General features: G+C 61.0%; 18 protein-coding genes. All 18 read left to right on the top strand.

The window, feature by feature from the left end; all coding sequences use genetic code 11:
* The 18 genes from IG616_RS05095 (at position 1) to IG616_RS05010 (ending at position 13,435) form a co-directional block, all read left to right on the top strand.
* Complete coding sequence (locus IG616_RS05095; protein WP_192147052.1) at positions 1 to 597, top strand: DUF3486 family protein; 597 nt, start codon at positions 1 to 3, stop codon at positions 595 to 597.
* A 7-nt stretch (positions 598 to 604) separates the two neighbouring features.
* Positions 605 to 2,239 carry a hypothetical protein gene (locus IG616_RS05090; RefSeq protein WP_209007291.1) on the top strand — a complete coding sequence of 545 codons (1,635 nt, stop codon included), beginning with the start codon at positions 605 to 607 and terminating at the stop codon, positions 2,237 to 2,239.
* On the top strand, positions 2,239 to 3,768 hold the full coding sequence (locus IG616_RS05085) for a DUF935 domain-containing protein (RefSeq protein ID WP_192147051.1): 1,530 nt from the start codon (positions 2,239 to 2,241) through the stop codon (positions 3,766 to 3,768). Before IG616_RS05090 ends, IG616_RS05085 begins: the two co-directional genes overlap by 1 nt.
* Position 3,769: 1 nt before the next feature.
* Positions 3,770 to 4,951, top strand: a complete 1,182-nt coding sequence (locus IG616_RS05080; protein ID WP_192147050.1) for a phage head morphogenesis protein — start codon at positions 3,770 to 3,772, stop codon at positions 4,949 to 4,951.
* A 352-nt stretch (positions 4,952 to 5,303) separates the two neighbouring features.
* Positions 5,304 to 6,317: a phage protease gene (locus IG616_RS05075; RefSeq protein ID WP_192147049.1), complete on the top strand. Its 1,014-nt coding sequence runs from the start codon at positions 5,304 to 5,306 to the stop codon at positions 6,315 to 6,317.
* Entirely contained in the window at positions 6,317 to 6,718 is a 402-nt protein-coding gene (locus IG616_RS05070) for a hypothetical protein (RefSeq protein WP_192147048.1), read from the top strand. Before IG616_RS05075 ends, IG616_RS05070 begins: the two co-directional genes overlap by 1 nt.
* Positions 6,719 to 6,752: 34 nt before the next feature.
* Positions 6,753 to 7,652 (top strand): Mu-like prophage major head subunit gpT family protein, encoded by a 900-nt coding sequence (locus tag IG616_RS05065; RefSeq protein WP_192147047.1) that lies wholly within the window; start codon positions 6,753 to 6,755, stop codon positions 7,650 to 7,652.
* Between the two features lie 35 nt (positions 7,653 to 7,687).
* Entirely contained in the window at positions 7,688 to 8,050 is a 363-nt protein-coding gene (locus IG616_RS05060; RefSeq protein ID WP_192147046.1) for a hypothetical protein, read from the top strand.
* Positions 8,051 to 8,053: 3 nt separating this feature from the next.
* Positions 8,054 to 8,485: a gp436 family protein gene (locus IG616_RS05055; RefSeq protein ID WP_192147045.1), complete on the top strand. Its 432-nt coding sequence runs from the start codon at positions 8,054 to 8,056 to the stop codon at positions 8,483 to 8,485.
* Between the two features lie 20 nt (positions 8,486 to 8,505).
* The gene (locus IG616_RS05050) at positions 8,506 to 8,964 is read left to right on the top strand and encodes a phage virion morphogenesis protein (protein ID WP_192147044.1); all 459 of its coding nucleotides are present in this window, start codon (positions 8,506 to 8,508) and stop codon (positions 8,962 to 8,964) included.
* Positions 8,961 to 9,464, top strand: a complete 504-nt coding sequence (locus tag IG616_RS05045) for a hypothetical protein (protein ID WP_192147043.1) — start codon at positions 8,961 to 8,963, stop codon at positions 9,462 to 9,464. Before IG616_RS05050 ends, IG616_RS05045 begins: the two co-directional genes overlap by 4 nt.
* Entirely contained in the window at positions 9,424 to 9,957 is a 534-nt protein-coding gene (locus IG616_RS05040) for a hypothetical protein (RefSeq protein WP_192147042.1), read from the top strand. The genes IG616_RS05045 and IG616_RS05040 overlap by 41 nt, the downstream gene beginning before the upstream one ends.
* Positions 9,958 to 9,967: 10 nt before the next feature.
* On the top strand, positions 9,968 to 10,165 hold the full coding sequence (locus tag IG616_RS05035; RefSeq protein ID WP_192147041.1) for a hypothetical protein: 198 nt from the start codon (positions 9,968 to 9,970) through the stop codon (positions 10,163 to 10,165).
* Entirely contained in the window at positions 10,165 to 10,500 is a 336-nt protein-coding gene (locus tag IG616_RS05030) for a GPW/gp25 family protein (protein WP_192147040.1), read from the top strand. Before IG616_RS05035 ends, IG616_RS05030 begins: the two co-directional genes overlap by 1 nt.
* Positions 10,501 to 10,508: 8 nt before the next feature.
* The gene (locus IG616_RS05025) at positions 10,509 to 11,420 is read left to right on the top strand and encodes a baseplate assembly protein (RefSeq protein ID WP_192147039.1); all 912 of its coding nucleotides are present in this window, start codon (positions 10,509 to 10,511) and stop codon (positions 11,418 to 11,420) included.
* Positions 11,417 to 12,157: a phage tail protein I gene (locus IG616_RS05020; protein ID WP_192147038.1), complete on the top strand. Its 741-nt coding sequence runs from the start codon at positions 11,417 to 11,419 to the stop codon at positions 12,155 to 12,157. The genes IG616_RS05025 and IG616_RS05020 overlap by 4 nt, the downstream gene beginning before the upstream one ends.
* Complete coding sequence (locus tag IG616_RS05015; protein WP_192147037.1) at positions 12,154 to 12,726, top strand: phage tail-collar fiber domain-containing protein; 573 nt, start codon at positions 12,154 to 12,156, stop codon at positions 12,724 to 12,726. The genes IG616_RS05020 and IG616_RS05015 overlap by 4 nt, the downstream gene beginning before the upstream one ends.
* A 1-nt stretch (position 12,727) precedes the next feature.
* Complete coding sequence (locus IG616_RS05010) at positions 12,728 to 13,435, top strand: hypothetical protein (RefSeq protein ID WP_192147036.1); 708 nt, start codon at positions 12,728 to 12,730, stop codon at positions 13,433 to 13,435.
* The last annotated feature ends 10 nt before the right edge of the window (positions 13,436 to 13,445 follow it).

Here is a 13,445-nt window from a genome sequence, read left to right as displayed (position 1 = left end):
ATGAGCACCCGCCGCACAGGCCGTGGGCAACTGTCCTCTATCGAGCGTCTGCCTTCCGCCTGCGACGAGATCATCGTGTGGGCCGCCAACGAGTTGCGCTTGAGGGAACGGACGCAGAAAGAAATTTACGAAGACTTCTACGCCAAGCTGGAAGACCTGAAGCGGGACTTCCACGGCGAGCTGGATTTCACGATCCCCTCGCTCTCTTCATTCAACCGCTACTCCCTCAATCAGGCCCGTCTTACCCGGCGCCTGGAAGATACGCGGGCGATTGCTGCCTCCATCTCCGACCGCTTCGATGCTGAGGCATCGGACGACCTGACGCTGATCGCGGCGGAAGCCATCAAAGCCCTTGTGTTCGAGCATTTGACAGACGCGGGCGAAGGCGGTCTGGCCCCAAAATCCGCCATGGATCTGGCAAACGCGCTCCGGTCTGCGGTCGCAGCGCAAGGGATTTCAACCAAGCGCCGTGCCCAGGTGGAGGCGGATTTCGCCAAGAAGACCGATGCGGCCCTGGAAAAGGTTGCCGGAGCGGCGGGCCTCACATCTGACACCATAGCCAAGCTTCGCCGCGAGTTCCTCGGCCTTCGGGAGTAGGCCGCCCATGCAGCAACCCCAAACCCCCATCTTGTCCCGTAAACCGGACGACCTGCCACCGGACCTGTTGCGCGGTGCCGACATCCCTCCGGATCTCGACCCGCTCGCTGCTGGCATTCTGATGGACCATCAGAAGAAGTGGCTGGAAGACAAATCGGATCTGAAGCTCTGCGAAAAGGGACGGCGCACCGGCATCACTTTTGCGGAGGCCTTGGACGATACCCTAATCGCCGCGTCGAGCCGCGAGGCTGGCGGTGACAACATCTTTTACATCGGGGACACCAAGGACAAGGGCCGGGAGTTCATTGGCTATGTGGCCCACTTCGCCAAGGTCGTTGTCAAGCAGCTGGCCGAGGTCGAGGAGTTTCTGTTTGAGGACCAGCGCGAGGACGGATCGACAAATCTGATTTCCGCCTTCCGGATCCGCTTTGCCTCGGGCTTCCGGGTTGAGGCCCTGTCGTCCAGGCCAGAGAATATTCGCGGCCTTCAAGGCGTCGTGGTGATCGATGAGGCTGCGTTTCACAAGGATGTGCGCGCGGTTCTCGATAGTGTCAACGCGCTTCTGATCTGGGGCGGCAAGATCCGCATCATTTCGACCCACAATGGCGTCCTCAGCCCGTTCAATGAGCTGATCCGCGAGGTGCGTTCTACTGGAATGCCGCCTTACCAGATCCATCCGATCCCGTTCCAGGCCGCCGTGGAAAACGGCCTCTTTAAGCGGGTTTGCATGCGAACCGGCGAAACCTACACGAAAGAGGGGGAAGCCGCTTGGGAAGCCAAGATCCGGGGCGCATATGGTCCGCGTAAAGCGGCTATGCGCCAGGAGCTGGACGCCATTCCGTCCGACGCGGAGGGCTCGGCGCTCACCCGCGTCCAGATCGAAGCCTGTATGAAACAGGGCATCCCCATCATCCGCTGGAGCTGCGACGACGATTTCAAGAACGCGCCAGAGCATATCCGCAAGGCTGAGCAGGTGGACTGGTGCGTGGCCAACCTGGTTCCCGTTCTCAAGACGCTGGACCCGTCGCGCCCTCATTGCTTCGGGGTGGACTTCGCACGATCCGGCGACCTGACGGTCATGCTTTTTCTTGAACTTGGGCGCGACCTGATCAGGCGCACGAAGCTGGCGATAGAGCTGCGCAACGTCCCGTTCGATCAACAGCGCGACGTGCTCTATTACGCCGGGGACCGGCTGCCCAGGCTCTATGCCGGTGCGCTGGATGCCACCGGCAACGGCCAGTATCTGGCGGAAAAAGCTGCCCAGAAATGGGGCGAGATGATCCAGGAAGTCCATCTGACCGCCAGCTGGTATCAGGCAAACAGCCCAGTCTATATCGAGGCGTTTTCGGACGGGACCATTGTGCTCCCGATGGACGAGGACTTCCTTCGCGACCATCAGGCGCTTGCCTATGTCAATGGCATCATCCGCGTACCGGAAGACATGCGTTTCAAGGGCGCTGATGGTCAGGACCGGCACGGGGACAGCGCACCGGCAGGCATCCTCGCCTACTACGCCAGCCGTCGGGACCCGGTCTCAATTGATTACACGGCGGTCACCGAGAGCGCCGCCTGGGGCGAGCGACCGGGGGATGATGACGGCAACGGCAGCATGTATTTCGACCGCAGTGAAGGGCTTTGGTGATGGCAGAACACGTCTTCTACGACCGCCATGGTCTTCCCATGAAAACCAGCGCCAAGACGCTGGCTTCTGAAACCGACTTCACCAGCGTCGGCAGGTTCAGCCGCAGCTTCGATGAGAGTGTGGCGTCCGGCCTCAGGCCAAAGGCGGTGCCCGGAATCTTGAAGGCGGCTGCGGAAGGAGACATGTTCGACTTCCTGACCATCGCCGAAGAAATGGAAGAGCGGGAGCCGCACTACGGCTCTGTTCTTGGCACACGCAAGCGCGCCGTCTCGTCGATCGATATGACCATTGAGGCGGCAAGTACAAACGACAAGGACCAGACGATTGCCAAGGCCTGCGCGGAACTGATCAACCAGCCCGATTTTATCGACATGCTAGATGATGCTCTCGACGGTCTCGGCAAGGGCTACGCAGCGGTCGAAATGATGTGGGACACGAAGTCTCCAATCTGGATGCCCCGCGACTTTGTCTGGCAGGACCCGCGTCTATTCCAGTTCGACAAGGACCATCGGCGGAAGCTGAAGATCCGGGAGGAAGGCAACCCCGTTGGCCTGCCGCTCAGCCCCGGTAAATTTGTCACGCATATGCCGAAACTGAAGAGCGGAAAACCGGTGCGCTCGGGGCTTGCCCGTGTCGCCATCTGGTCGTTCATTCTGAAGTCCTACACCATCAAGGACTGGGCTCAGTTCTGCGAAGTGTTCGGCATGCCGCTTCGTGTCGGCAAGTATCACCCCAACGCCTCCGAGGACGAGAAACGCAAGCTGATGCGGGCGGTCCTTCAGATTGCTTCGGACGCTGCCGGGATCGTGCCGCAGGGGATGGATATCGAATTCATCGAGACCAGCGCACGCGGCGGCGATGCGGTGTTTGGCCATTTCGCGAAGTATCTGGACGAGCAGGTTTCCAAGATCGTGCTTGGGCAAACCATGACTACGGACAGCGGGTCATCGCGTGCCCAGGCGGAAGTCCACAACGAGGTGCGCCTGGACATCAAAGCGGCGGACGCGCGCCAGCTTGAGGCCACGCTGAACAAGGACATCATTCGTCCCTTTGTCGATGTGAATTTTGGGCGGCAGGAGCGCTATCCAACCGTCAAGCTGCCAGTCCAGGAGCCGGAAGACCTGGAGCGGCTGGCGAATGTTCTGGAGCGTCTTGTACCGCTGGGGCTCACGGTGGCCGTGGCGGATGTTCGCGACCGCGTCGGCTTTTCCGATCCGCCCGAGGGGGCGGAAGTGCTGCAAGCGCCCGCCGCAAGCCGTCCGGCGGCCAACCGTAGGAAGGCGGTCAACACCACGGAGACGGCAGACGATCTTCTTGATGAGATCGGCCAGGATGAACTGGCCCAATGGGAGCGGCAGATGGACCCCATCGTCAAGCCGATCCGCGACCTGGTCAACGGCGCCGGTTCGTTGGGCGAGATCCTGGAGGGGTTGAACCAGCTGGCCGGAAACATGGACGAGAGTGAACTGGCGCGGGGGATCAACCGGGCGCGGCTCAAGGCGCGCGGTGTGGGTGACGTGAAAGGCTGATATGCCCTACGAGTTCACAACCAAGCCCGCACCTGAGATCACTGCCTTCTTCGAGGGCAAGGCGTTGAAGCCTGCGTTCCACTACCGGGATGTTCTGCCGGAAGAACATGCCTTCGCCTTCACCGTCGCCAAGGCTGTCAAGACGGAAGTCCTCACGGAGATCCGCGACGCGGTGTCCACGGCGATCCGTGAAGGCAAGACCTTGAAAGCGTTTCAACAGGAGCTTGAACCGGCTTTAAAGACCCTTGGATGGTGGGGCCGCAAGTCGATGGTTGACCCGAAAACCGGGGAGACTGTTTCGGCGCAGCTGGGTTCCCCGCGCCGCCTCAAGACGATCTATTGGGCGAACACCCGCACCGCCCGCGCGGCGGGGCTTTGGGAGCGGGCGCAGCGGACAAAGCGCGTCCTGCCGTATTTCATTTACCGCTTAGGCCCGAGCGAACACCACCGTCCTCAGCATGAGGCCCGCAGCGGCACCATTCTTCCGGTTGACGATCCTGTCTGGGATGAATGGTTTCCGCCCAACGGCTGGGGCTGCAAGTGCTGGATCCGGCAGATCGGGGTAGAGGAAGCAGACAGGCTCGGCGGTATCAGCGAAGCGCCGGTGATCGACTATGTGGAAGTGCTCAACAAACGGACAGGCAAAACCGAGTGGGTGCCTGAGGGGATCGATCCGGGCTGGAACTCAAATCCCGGCAGAGCCCGCGCCCGGAACCTGATCAACCATTTCAATGCCAGGATCGAGGACGCCGGAGCCGGTGCGCCGGAGGCCGCAAAAAAGGTCATCAGTGAATTCTGGTCGTCCCGCGCGCCGGAGGCCTACGCGAAGATGAAAGAACGGGTGCATATGCCGGCTGCTTTCGCTCCGGACATTGCCAAGCGCCTGAACGCGCCTTCGGCCCTGGTTGTCGTCTCCAGCGACACGGTCGCCATGAAAGCGGGGAAGCATGGGGCCGTCGAGGTTGCCGCCTTCGGTCAGCTCCAAAAGATCCTGGAGAAGGGCACGGCCATTGACCGGCGCAAGGATGGCAAGGGCGTCAACTTCTGGCTGGACGCGGACGGCTACCTTTGGAGGGCTGCATTGCGTCAATCCGCAGACGGGTTCCTCTACATCGGCACGATGTTCGTATCGAGCGCCAACCTCATGAAGGCGCATCTGGCAAAGTTCGGAGAGTGGAAATAGGCCGTGGGAAGGACAGCTACATCTTCCGCAGGTTCGCGCCTGCCACTGATTTGCGCGGCCACCCTGACTATAGCAGTTCCTGCTCTGAAAACAAACCGCGTGAAAAATCGCCTCAGAAGCCTCAGGACGCGCTCGACGCATCATCGGCCCTGAAAATCGCCCGCGCGCTTCTAGCCCTGTTTAACCCCTGTTTAACGGCGAACTTAGAAGCAGGGTGGCGCTGCCACTTGCGCAAGGACGCGGTTTGATGACACAAATGGTCCTGCTTTCCCCCAAATTGACCTCCAAGTGATCCTGCCCGGCGGCATTTGTCGCCGGTTTTTGTTCGGGCGGCTGTTGTCATGGTCTGCCCATGAAGACCACCCGACCCATCGCTGCTATCGCCAAAGGGCTGAACGCCGAAGACGGAAGCCTGCCGGACTGGATTGAACTCCTGCCCGCAGGCGAACGGATCACCGGCTACGATGGCCGTTCCTGGCTGAACGACCGGCCCCAGGATCTCTTGAGCCGGTTTGAGCGCAGGCCGTCGCCGCTGCCCATCGATTTCGAGCATGGCACGGAAGCTGAGCCGGACGGCAAGGCCAAGGACATTGCCGGTCATATTGTGGAGCTGGAGATCCGCGACGGCGGGTCCGTCTGGGGCCGGGCCGAGTGGTCCACTCTGGGGGCGGACAAGGTCTCCAGCCGCCAGTACCGGTACATTTCTCCGGCCTTTTACTACGAGATCGACAGCGGGCGCATTCTTGAGCTGACCTCGGCTGCGCTGACCGTCGATCCAAATCTCTCCCTGACCGCGCTGAACAGGCGCGGCGCTTCCCTCCCTGAAACCGAAAGAGAAAGCACCATGGACAAGGAAAAGCGCCGGGCGCTTTGCTGTACCCTCGGTCTGGCCGATGAGGCGTCTGACGACGCGATCATGACTGCGGTGGCCAGCTTGAAGGACGGCAAGGCCAAGGCCGAAAACGCGGCTCAGATGCCGGACGTTCAAAAGTTCGTGCCGCGCGCGGACTACGACAAGGTCGTCGGTGAGCGCGATACCGCGCTCAACACCATCAAACGATCCGGAGAGGCCGAAATCGAGGCCTTGATTGATCAGGCGGCCCAGGAGGGACGGATTGCCCCGGCCTCCAAGGACTATCACCTTGCCGCCTGCAAGGCGTCTCCCGATGGCCTCAAGAACTTCAAGGCTTTCATTGAGGCCGCGCCGGTTCTCGATCTCGCACAGAACAGCGGCCTTGACCGGGCGGACCCGGCCAAGGGCAAGGCCGTGCTTTCTGCCGATGAAAAGAAGGTCGCCGCTCAGCTGGGACTTTCCGAAGAGGATTTCGCCAAGAGCCTGGCTGAAGACCGGAAGGGAGATTCCTGATGCTTTCGAAGATGAAGAACATTCACCGGCGCGTTGGCCGTCAGGTGGCACACCCGGTCGCGGCAGGCGCGAAGATCTTTGGCGGCGGGCTCGTCGTTCTGGAAGGCGGCTTCGCCAAGCCCGGCTACACCGCAACCAACCTCATCGCTGCGGGTATGGCGGATGCATCTGCCGACAACAGTTCGGGAGCTGCCGGTGCAATCACGGTCACCGTGAGCCGGGACGATTGGGTTCGTGTCCCCAATGACATTGGCGATCCGGTGACCCGCGCCTCCATCAACCAGCCTTGTTTCATCGTGGACGACGAAACCGTCGCCGCGACCGACGGCGGCGGCACCCGGTCTGAGGCTGGCACCGTCCGGGACTTGGACGACGGCGGCGTCTGGATCGAATTCGCCTGACCTTAGGCGCGTCACTTAAAGCGGAGACAGTTTAATGGAAGTCACAGGCGCAACCCTTAGAACCCTCGGCACCGGGTTCAAGACGAATTACCAGAATGGTTTCGATGAAGTCGATCCGTCCTGGAACAAGATTGCCGAGGAAATCCCTTCCACGACGGCGAGCAACGAATATGGCTGGCTCGGCGAGTGGCCGTCCTTGCGCGAGTGGATTGGCGACCGGCTGATCAAGGCCCTGACCGGCCACAGCTACACCATCAAGAACAAGGAATTCGAGAGCACCGTCGGCGTCAAGGCGACAGACATCGAAGACGACAACCTGGGGATCTATGCGGGCCGCTTCAAGGCCATGGGCCGCGCCGCTGCGCGCTGGCCTGATGAGCTGGTCTGGCCAGCATTGGCGGCTGGGTTTTCGTCAGAATGTTACGATGGGCAGTTCTTTTTCGACACCGATCATCCGGTTGGCGATCCGGCTGAAGGAAACGTCAAGACCGTTTCCAACATGCAGGCCGGTGGTGGCGATCCCTGGTTCCTGCTGGACACCAGCCAGGCCCTGATGCCGCTCATCTTGCAGATGCGCAAGAGGCCGGTGTTCACCCAGCAGGTGGACGCAAACACTTCGGAACGGGTGTTCATGAAGGGCCAGCATCTTTACGGCGTCGATGGCCGCGCAAACGTCGGATACGGCTTCTGGCAGATGGCCTTCGCCTCCAAGGCCGAGCTGAACGAGGACAACTTCAAGGCCGCTTACGCAGCCATGACCAGCCTTGAGAATGACCAGGGCGGCAAGCTTGCCATCAAGCCGACGTTGCTTGTTGTGGGGTCTTCCAACCAGTGGAAGGCGGACGAGCTGCTGAAGAAAGCCCGCAAGGCCAACGGCGAAGACAACATCCTTCAGGGCAAGGTGGACGGTTTCGTATCGCCGTATCTCGCTTAACCGCGGTTCGATCCGCCATCGTCAAGGAGCTTGCCATGAATTTTGAAGATGCCAACGCGGTGATCGTGACCGCATCCCGCGAGCGCTGGCGGGCTGGCCGGAAGTTTCCGGCCAATAAGCCCGTCACTGTTCCTTTCTCGGAGCTGAGCGAAGAACAGGCCCGGCAGCTGGAAGCGGACCCGCTTCTCAGCCTGCGCTTTGTTGAAGTGCCGGATACGGCTTCGCATGATGCCGCCCCTGGCACCATCCTCGACGCCATCGAAAAGCTGGACCGGGAAAAGGACTTCAACCACGACGGAACGCCGAAGGTCCAGGCCGTCTCGAAGATCCTCGAACGGGACGTTTCCAAGTCCGAGATCCTTGCCGCTCTCGGCAACGCAAAAGCCGGGGAAGCTTAAGCCATGGCTTACGGGAGCGTGGACGACTGGCTGACCTTGGAGAAATCGCAGGCGCACATCGGCGACCTTGACGGCGACGGCGTCGCCGACGCCTCCGAGATCGCCAATGCGCTTGAGGCTGCCTCGAACGAAATGGACGGCTGGCTGGCTGGGCGTTACCGCGTGCCGGTTACCGATCCTGCGGCCCAGCCTGTGCTGAAGGTCCACGCTCTCAACATCGCCACCTATCATCTGGCCCGCACATCCAGCGTGGTCACCGAAGAAATCAAGGACCGCTACGACGCGTCTATCGCCTATTTGAAGGCCATTTCAAAGGGTGACGCCCAGCTGCCGCAAACGCCGGTGTCCGACGATACGATGACCCCGACTGTGGGGGATGTGCAGATGGTTGCCTCTGGCCGGGTGTTCGCCCGCGACGAGTTCGGGGGCTGGTGATGGCGGGAGTTCAGTTCATCATGGACCTTGATCTTGACCTGCCAGCCGCTCAGCTCGGCAGGCTGGCGGATCTCGACCGATCCGAATTGATCGATGGGCTTGGCGCGTTAGGTGCCAGCCAGACACAGCGCCGGATCGAGGAAGAGAAAACCGATCCGGACGGAACACCCTGGCCCGCCAACGGGGCAGGCTCCGGCATCTTGTTCCAGTCGGGGGATCTGGCAACCAGCATCGATCATCAGCAGGAAGGTGCGGATCAGGTTTCTTGGGGATCGCCCCTGATCTATGCCGCCATTCACCAGCAGGGGGGCGAGATCCGTCCGAAGACGGCAAAGGTGCTGGTCTTCACGATTGGCGGCGAGACTGTCTTTGCCAAGAAGGTGACCATTCCGCGCCGGTCGTATCTGGGAATGAGCGCTGACAATGCCCGCGAAATGGAGCAGGCCGCTCTGCGCTTCATTGGGGAGCAGCTGCGATGAGTGCTCCCGTCTCGCCAACCAGCTATAGCGCTATTCAGGACCAGATTGCCGGGCGTCTGGAAGCCTCCGGATTGCTGAAGCAAGGGGCGCGCATCGAGGCCGCTCCGGGCAACCTGACGGAAGCCTGGCTGAAGACCAATTCCTTGCCGCGCCAGGGCGCGGCCCTGATCGCAACCGGCTTGCTCTACGGCGTGCGCCATGAGGCAAGTGGCGCGCAGATGCACACCCTCGGTCTGGGCCTGTTTCTGGTTCCGGAGATCGGCAAGCGGGAGCGGCAGGCGTCTTCCCTGGTCGACCTGACCGGCGTGGTCGTCCGGTGGATCGACCGGAACCGGTTCGGCCTGTCAGGAGCCCGTCAGCCTTCGAACCTTTCGGCACGCAATCTCTATTCGCCGACGCTGGACAGCCGGGGAACAACGCTCTGGCAGATCGAGTGGCGGCAGGAGTTCCATCTGTTTGATGCTGAAACCGGCGGTGAAGCGGGGCTGGTCGATGTTTGACGGCTATCACGATCTTCAACGCCGTGTGGCCGACCTTGAAAAGCGGATTGAAAACGGTGTCCGGAAGGTCCGTGTCAAGTCCTATGAGGGCGGCAAGGTGGTCGTGGAAGATGACTCCGGCTTTGTCTCTGCGCCGATCCCTCAAGGCTCGATGTCAGCGGGGGCATGGCGCATCGATGCGCCCGCCGAGACGGGCACGCAAGGGCTGATGTTCTCGGACGGCGATCCCGCCAACGGTGTCTTCGTGCCGATGCTGCCAACCCAAAACGCAGGCAATGCATCGACAGAGACCGGCACCATGAGGCTGATCTCACCTGCGGGCAAAGTGCTGACCATTGATGGCGATGGTTTCGCCCTTGAAGGCGACGTGAAGATCCAGGGCCGTCTCGATGTTTCCGGAGCGGGGGTCACCCATAACGGCACAAACATCGGCGACGACCACAAACACACAGACGTTATGCCGGGTCCGGCTTTGACCGGTCCCCCTGTCTAAAGGAGCGACCATGAAACAGACAAACACCAAGCCCTACCGGGTTCTGAAAAAGCAGTTCGTCAACGGGGCCTGGCACGAGCCGGGGGCGGAAGTCGGTCTGACAGAACAGGAAGCCCTGTTCCGCCTCAGATCCGGCAGCATCGAACCGGTTGCGGCAGCCAAGTCTGTTGCATCTTCACCCAAGAAGCAGGAGGCGAAAGCGGACTGATGGCTGGCTTCGACGCAGCAACAGGCAGACCGCTCAGCGGGGATGACCGGATTGCCCAGGCAATCCGGCGCCTTCTCGTCACCGAGCATTCGCTTGTTATGCGCCGGGATCTCGCCTGCGCCTTGCCGCGCATCATTGGCGCTCCGGGTAACCCGGCGATTGAACTCCAGTTCTGCGCGGCGGTTGCCGAGGCCATTCATGAATACGAACCGCGTGTCGATCTGATCAGCGTCGCCTTCACAGAAGGGACGGCTGACGGCGAGCGCCAGCTCTCCATTCTGGCGACCAGCCGGGAAACCGGCAACGGCATCGACCTGTCGGCACCGGTCCAGTGAGGTTTTGAATGAGCCGCTTTGACGACATTCTGCAATTGCCGGGGCTGCCAGCTCCCAAGCTGATCGAGGACTTGAGCTTCGAGACGCTGCTCGACCGGCAGATGGCGGAGTACAAGCGCCTTTGGCCGGAATTCGCGGACGAGACCGAGTTCGAGCCGGTTCGCGCCCATCTGGGTGTTGATGCCTATGTGGAGAACCTGCTGCGCCAGCGAATCAACGAGGCGGCTGCGGCGTCCCGCCTTGCGACGGCGACTGGCAAGGATCTCGATATCATCGGAGCTTCGCGCCGCCGGAATATTCCGCGTCTGGTTCTGGACCCGGGCGACCCGGATGCAACGCCACTCATCGCGCCAACCTATGAGGATGACGAGGCATACCGCGCCCGCATCCAGCTCGGGCCGGAGAGCTATTCTGTTGCCGGTCCCGAGGGCGCTTATGTCTTTTGGGCAATGTCGGTGGCCGGTGTTGCCGACGCGACAGCCGTTTCACCCGCGCCTGCCGAGGCTCTGGTGACCGTGCTGGCCATTGAGGGCGATGGCGCAGCGGATGAAGGATTGCTTGTACAGGTCGCCGAGGCGGTGACAGACAAGACCCGGCGTCCGATTGGGGACAGGGTCACGATTGAGGCGGCAACCATTCTCTCCCATACGCTGCGGGTCACGCTGTCGATCCCGGCAGGTCCGTCTCCGGAGCTGGTTCTTGTGGAAGCCCAGGCGCGGTTGGCGGCGTATCTGGCGGAGAGGCGCGGCATTGGCCGCAGTCTGCCCGTTTCCGGACTGCATGCAGCGCTCACCGTGTCGGGCGTACTGGACGTGGCGCTGGAGGTAGACGGTGCGCCAATCGCAAGCGTGGGGATCGTGGCGGCAGCGGGAGAGGCCATCCATATCAGCGCTGCCGAGATCGTGACGGTGGTTCAATGACGGACCTCTCCAATCATGCCGGTCTTCTGCCGTCCTATGCGACCGATCTGGAGCGGCGCGTTGCCAGCGTTGGCTATTCGGTCGAGATCGAGGGCCGGTTTGGACCGCTGTCCAAGGTGACCTTGCCGCTAGATGCGCCGGAGGCGGAGCTGCCATTTCTGGCCTGGGAAGAGAGTGTGGACTATTGGCGAGACGAGTGGCCGGCTGAGATCAAGAGGCAGGTTATCGACGCGGCGGAAACCGTCCATATCTTCAAGGGCACTTTATTTGCCGTTGAAACGGCACTCAAAGCCCTCTCCATCACAGCCCAGATCACCGAGTGGTTCGAGGCACTGCCGGAACGGGAGCCCGGCACCTTCCATGTGACGGCCTATGCCAACAGCGCGGTGTTCGAAGATGGCCCGATCCTGGACGCGCGTTTGCAAGCCGACGCCATCGCTTGGGTCAACGCGGCCAAACCCTTGACCCGCCAGTTCAGCTTCGAACTCGGTGCTCTCTCATCGAGTGACTTAGGTCTGGCCGAGGGCGCGCGCGCCACAGGATTTCAACGTCTCGATGGCAAAGCGCTCATCCCAAACACCGGCAACGCGGTTGGCTCAGGGGTTTCCGGTCGCCAGATCGCGCTTTGCTCTGGGAGCGCCTCAGCCGATCTGCCATCGCTTGGTTGCGCAGCGGGTATATCCCTTGCCGGGCGATCAACCCAAATGCTCCGGGTAACAGGAGACCTCATCAGATGACGATTACCGCTCTCAATCCTGTGCTCACGACACAAGGTCTGGCGAAGGCGTTCAAGGCCGATGGCACCGGGATTGCTCTTACTGTGAGTCATATTGCGTTCGGAACCTCCGGATACACGCCGGTAGGGGCGGAGACCGCGCTCGCTTCGGAAATTGTTCGGGTGCCGGTCGCAAGCGGCAAATACGTCGGCGACCATGTGGTGGAGATTGCTGCACTGCTCGACCACGATGCGGGGTTTTGGGTGCGCGAATTAGGCTTTTACCTGGATGACGGAACCCTCTTTGCTGTCTGGTCCGATCCAACCGTTGCCCTTGCCTATTTCACTCCGGGCGTTCCTCTCGCCGTCGCATATCTCTTAGCGCTTGAGGCGCTGCCCGCTGGGGCTATCACCTTCACCGGGGACGTCGATCTGCATCTCACGTTCGCGGCAGAATTCGCAAAAATAAGCATGGCCTTGGCCCGCAACACACGGGTAATCGAGGCCGACGCCCTCCGCATCAAAACCCTTGAAAATGAAGTGAAGGCACTGCGATCCGTCGTCGTGGCCTTGGCAGACAGGAGCAGATAGAATGTCGCTGGAAAGCAGTATTACCGATCTGACGGCCGCACATACCCAACTCGCCGATAGCTTTCGATCCTTTCAGGAGGACGCCAAAGCCGCGCTCGCCGAGGCATTGTTGGTTACGCCGACAACCATTCGCGCCTACCATGTCGATCAGATCAATGGTTCCGATGCCGGAGAAGGGACTGCCGCTGATCCATTCCAATCCCTTGGAAAGGCAACTTCCTTGGGTGTGCAGGGTGGTGTCCTGAAACTCATGGTCCATGGGACGTATTTTGTTTCCGAAGGCGTCTACTTCCCGGAAGGCGTGGTTGAGCTGTACTCTGACAATGCGGTGACAGGTAGGATCGTTTTTGGAAATCTACGTTCCGACAACCCTGCCGAAATGCCTCGTTTCTATACGGCGTTCACGGGTGCGCGTTTTTTCATTCACGACATAACATTGGTTGCAGGAACCGCCCCTGATGGGGTTGGGCAACGGCATATGATTGCATGTCATGGTCACACAACGGCAGTGTTTGTGAGTGCTGTCTTTGATCTGCCGGAAGGGTCAAACCAAAACATATTCCAGCTCGCTCATGGGGTGGGGTTCGTCTGCCAGGATTGCACGTTTCCCGCGTCTGGTATGGGGGGGCGTTGGATTGAGGCTGTGCCTGCTGGGACAGCCCATACAGAGGTTCGCCAGCTGAGTTTTACCAACGTAGGAACGCTTTGATTGTATAGCC

It is taken from the genome of Roseibium litorale, assembly GCF_014842915.1.
GTDB lineage: Bacteria > Pseudomonadota > Alphaproteobacteria > Rhizobiales > Stappiaceae > Roseibium > Roseibium litorale.
This window is presented reverse-complemented; position numbering and strand designations above follow the sequence as displayed.

Excerpts from the sequence above, each read along its gene's own strand:
- IG616_RS05045 (WP_192147043.1), top strand. The coding sequence starts at position 8,961 with ATGAGTGCTCCCGTCTCGCCAACCAGCTATAGCGCTATTCAGGACCAG.
- IG616_RS05040 (WP_192147042.1), top strand. The coding sequence starts at position 9,424 with ATGCTGAAACCGGCGGTGAAGCGGGGCTGGTCGATGTTTGACGGCTAT.
- IG616_RS05055 (WP_192147045.1), top strand. The coding sequence starts at position 8,054 with ATGGCTTACGGGAGCGTGGACGACTGGCTGACCTTGGAGAAATCGCAG.
- IG616_RS05085 (WP_192147051.1), top strand. The coding sequence starts at position 2,239 with ATGGCAGAACACGTCTTCTACGACCGCCATGGTCTTCCCATGAAAACC.
- IG616_RS05050 (WP_192147044.1), top strand. The coding sequence starts at position 8,506 with ATGGACCTTGATCTTGACCTGCCAGCCGCTCAGCTCGGCAGGCTGGCG.
- IG616_RS05075 (WP_192147049.1), top strand. The coding sequence starts at position 5,304 with ATGAAGACCACCCGACCCATCGCTGCTATCGCCAAAGGGCTGAACGCC.
- IG616_RS05010 (WP_192147036.1), top strand. The coding sequence starts at position 12,728 with ATGTCGCTGGAAAGCAGTATTACCGATCTGACGGCCGCACATACCCAA.
- IG616_RS05090 (WP_209007291.1), top strand. The coding sequence starts at position 605 with ATGCAGCAACCCCAAACCCCCATCTTGTCCCGTAAACCGGACGACCTG.
- IG616_RS05025 (WP_192147039.1), top strand. The coding sequence starts at position 10,509 with ATGAGCCGCTTTGACGACATTCTGCAATTGCCGGGGCTGCCAGCTCCC.
- IG616_RS05070 (WP_192147048.1), top strand. The coding sequence starts at position 6,317 with ATGCTTTCGAAGATGAAGAACATTCACCGGCGCGTTGGCCGTCAGGTG.
- IG616_RS05020 (WP_192147038.1), top strand. The coding sequence starts at position 11,417 with ATGACGGACCTCTCCAATCATGCCGGTCTTCTGCCGTCCTATGCGACC.
- IG616_RS05030 (WP_192147040.1), top strand. The coding sequence starts at position 10,165 with ATGGCTGGCTTCGACGCAGCAACAGGCAGACCGCTCAGCGGGGATGAC.
- IG616_RS05015 (WP_192147037.1), top strand. The coding sequence starts at position 12,154 with ATGACGATTACCGCTCTCAATCCTGTGCTCACGACACAAGGTCTGGCG.
- IG616_RS05060 (WP_192147046.1), top strand. The coding sequence starts at position 7,688 with ATGAATTTTGAAGATGCCAACGCGGTGATCGTGACCGCATCCCGCGAG.
- IG616_RS05095 (WP_192147052.1), top strand. The coding sequence starts at position 1 with ATGAGCACCCGCCGCACAGGCCGTGGGCAACTGTCCTCTATCGAGCGT.
- IG616_RS05035 (WP_192147041.1), top strand. The coding sequence starts at position 9,968 with ATGAAACAGACAAACACCAAGCCCTACCGGGTTCTGAAAAAGCAGTTC.
- IG616_RS05065 (WP_192147047.1), top strand. The coding sequence starts at position 6,753 with ATGGAAGTCACAGGCGCAACCCTTAGAACCCTCGGCACCGGGTTCAAG.
- IG616_RS05080 (WP_192147050.1), top strand. The coding sequence starts at position 3,770 with ATGCCCTACGAGTTCACAACCAAGCCCGCACCTGAGATCACTGCCTTC.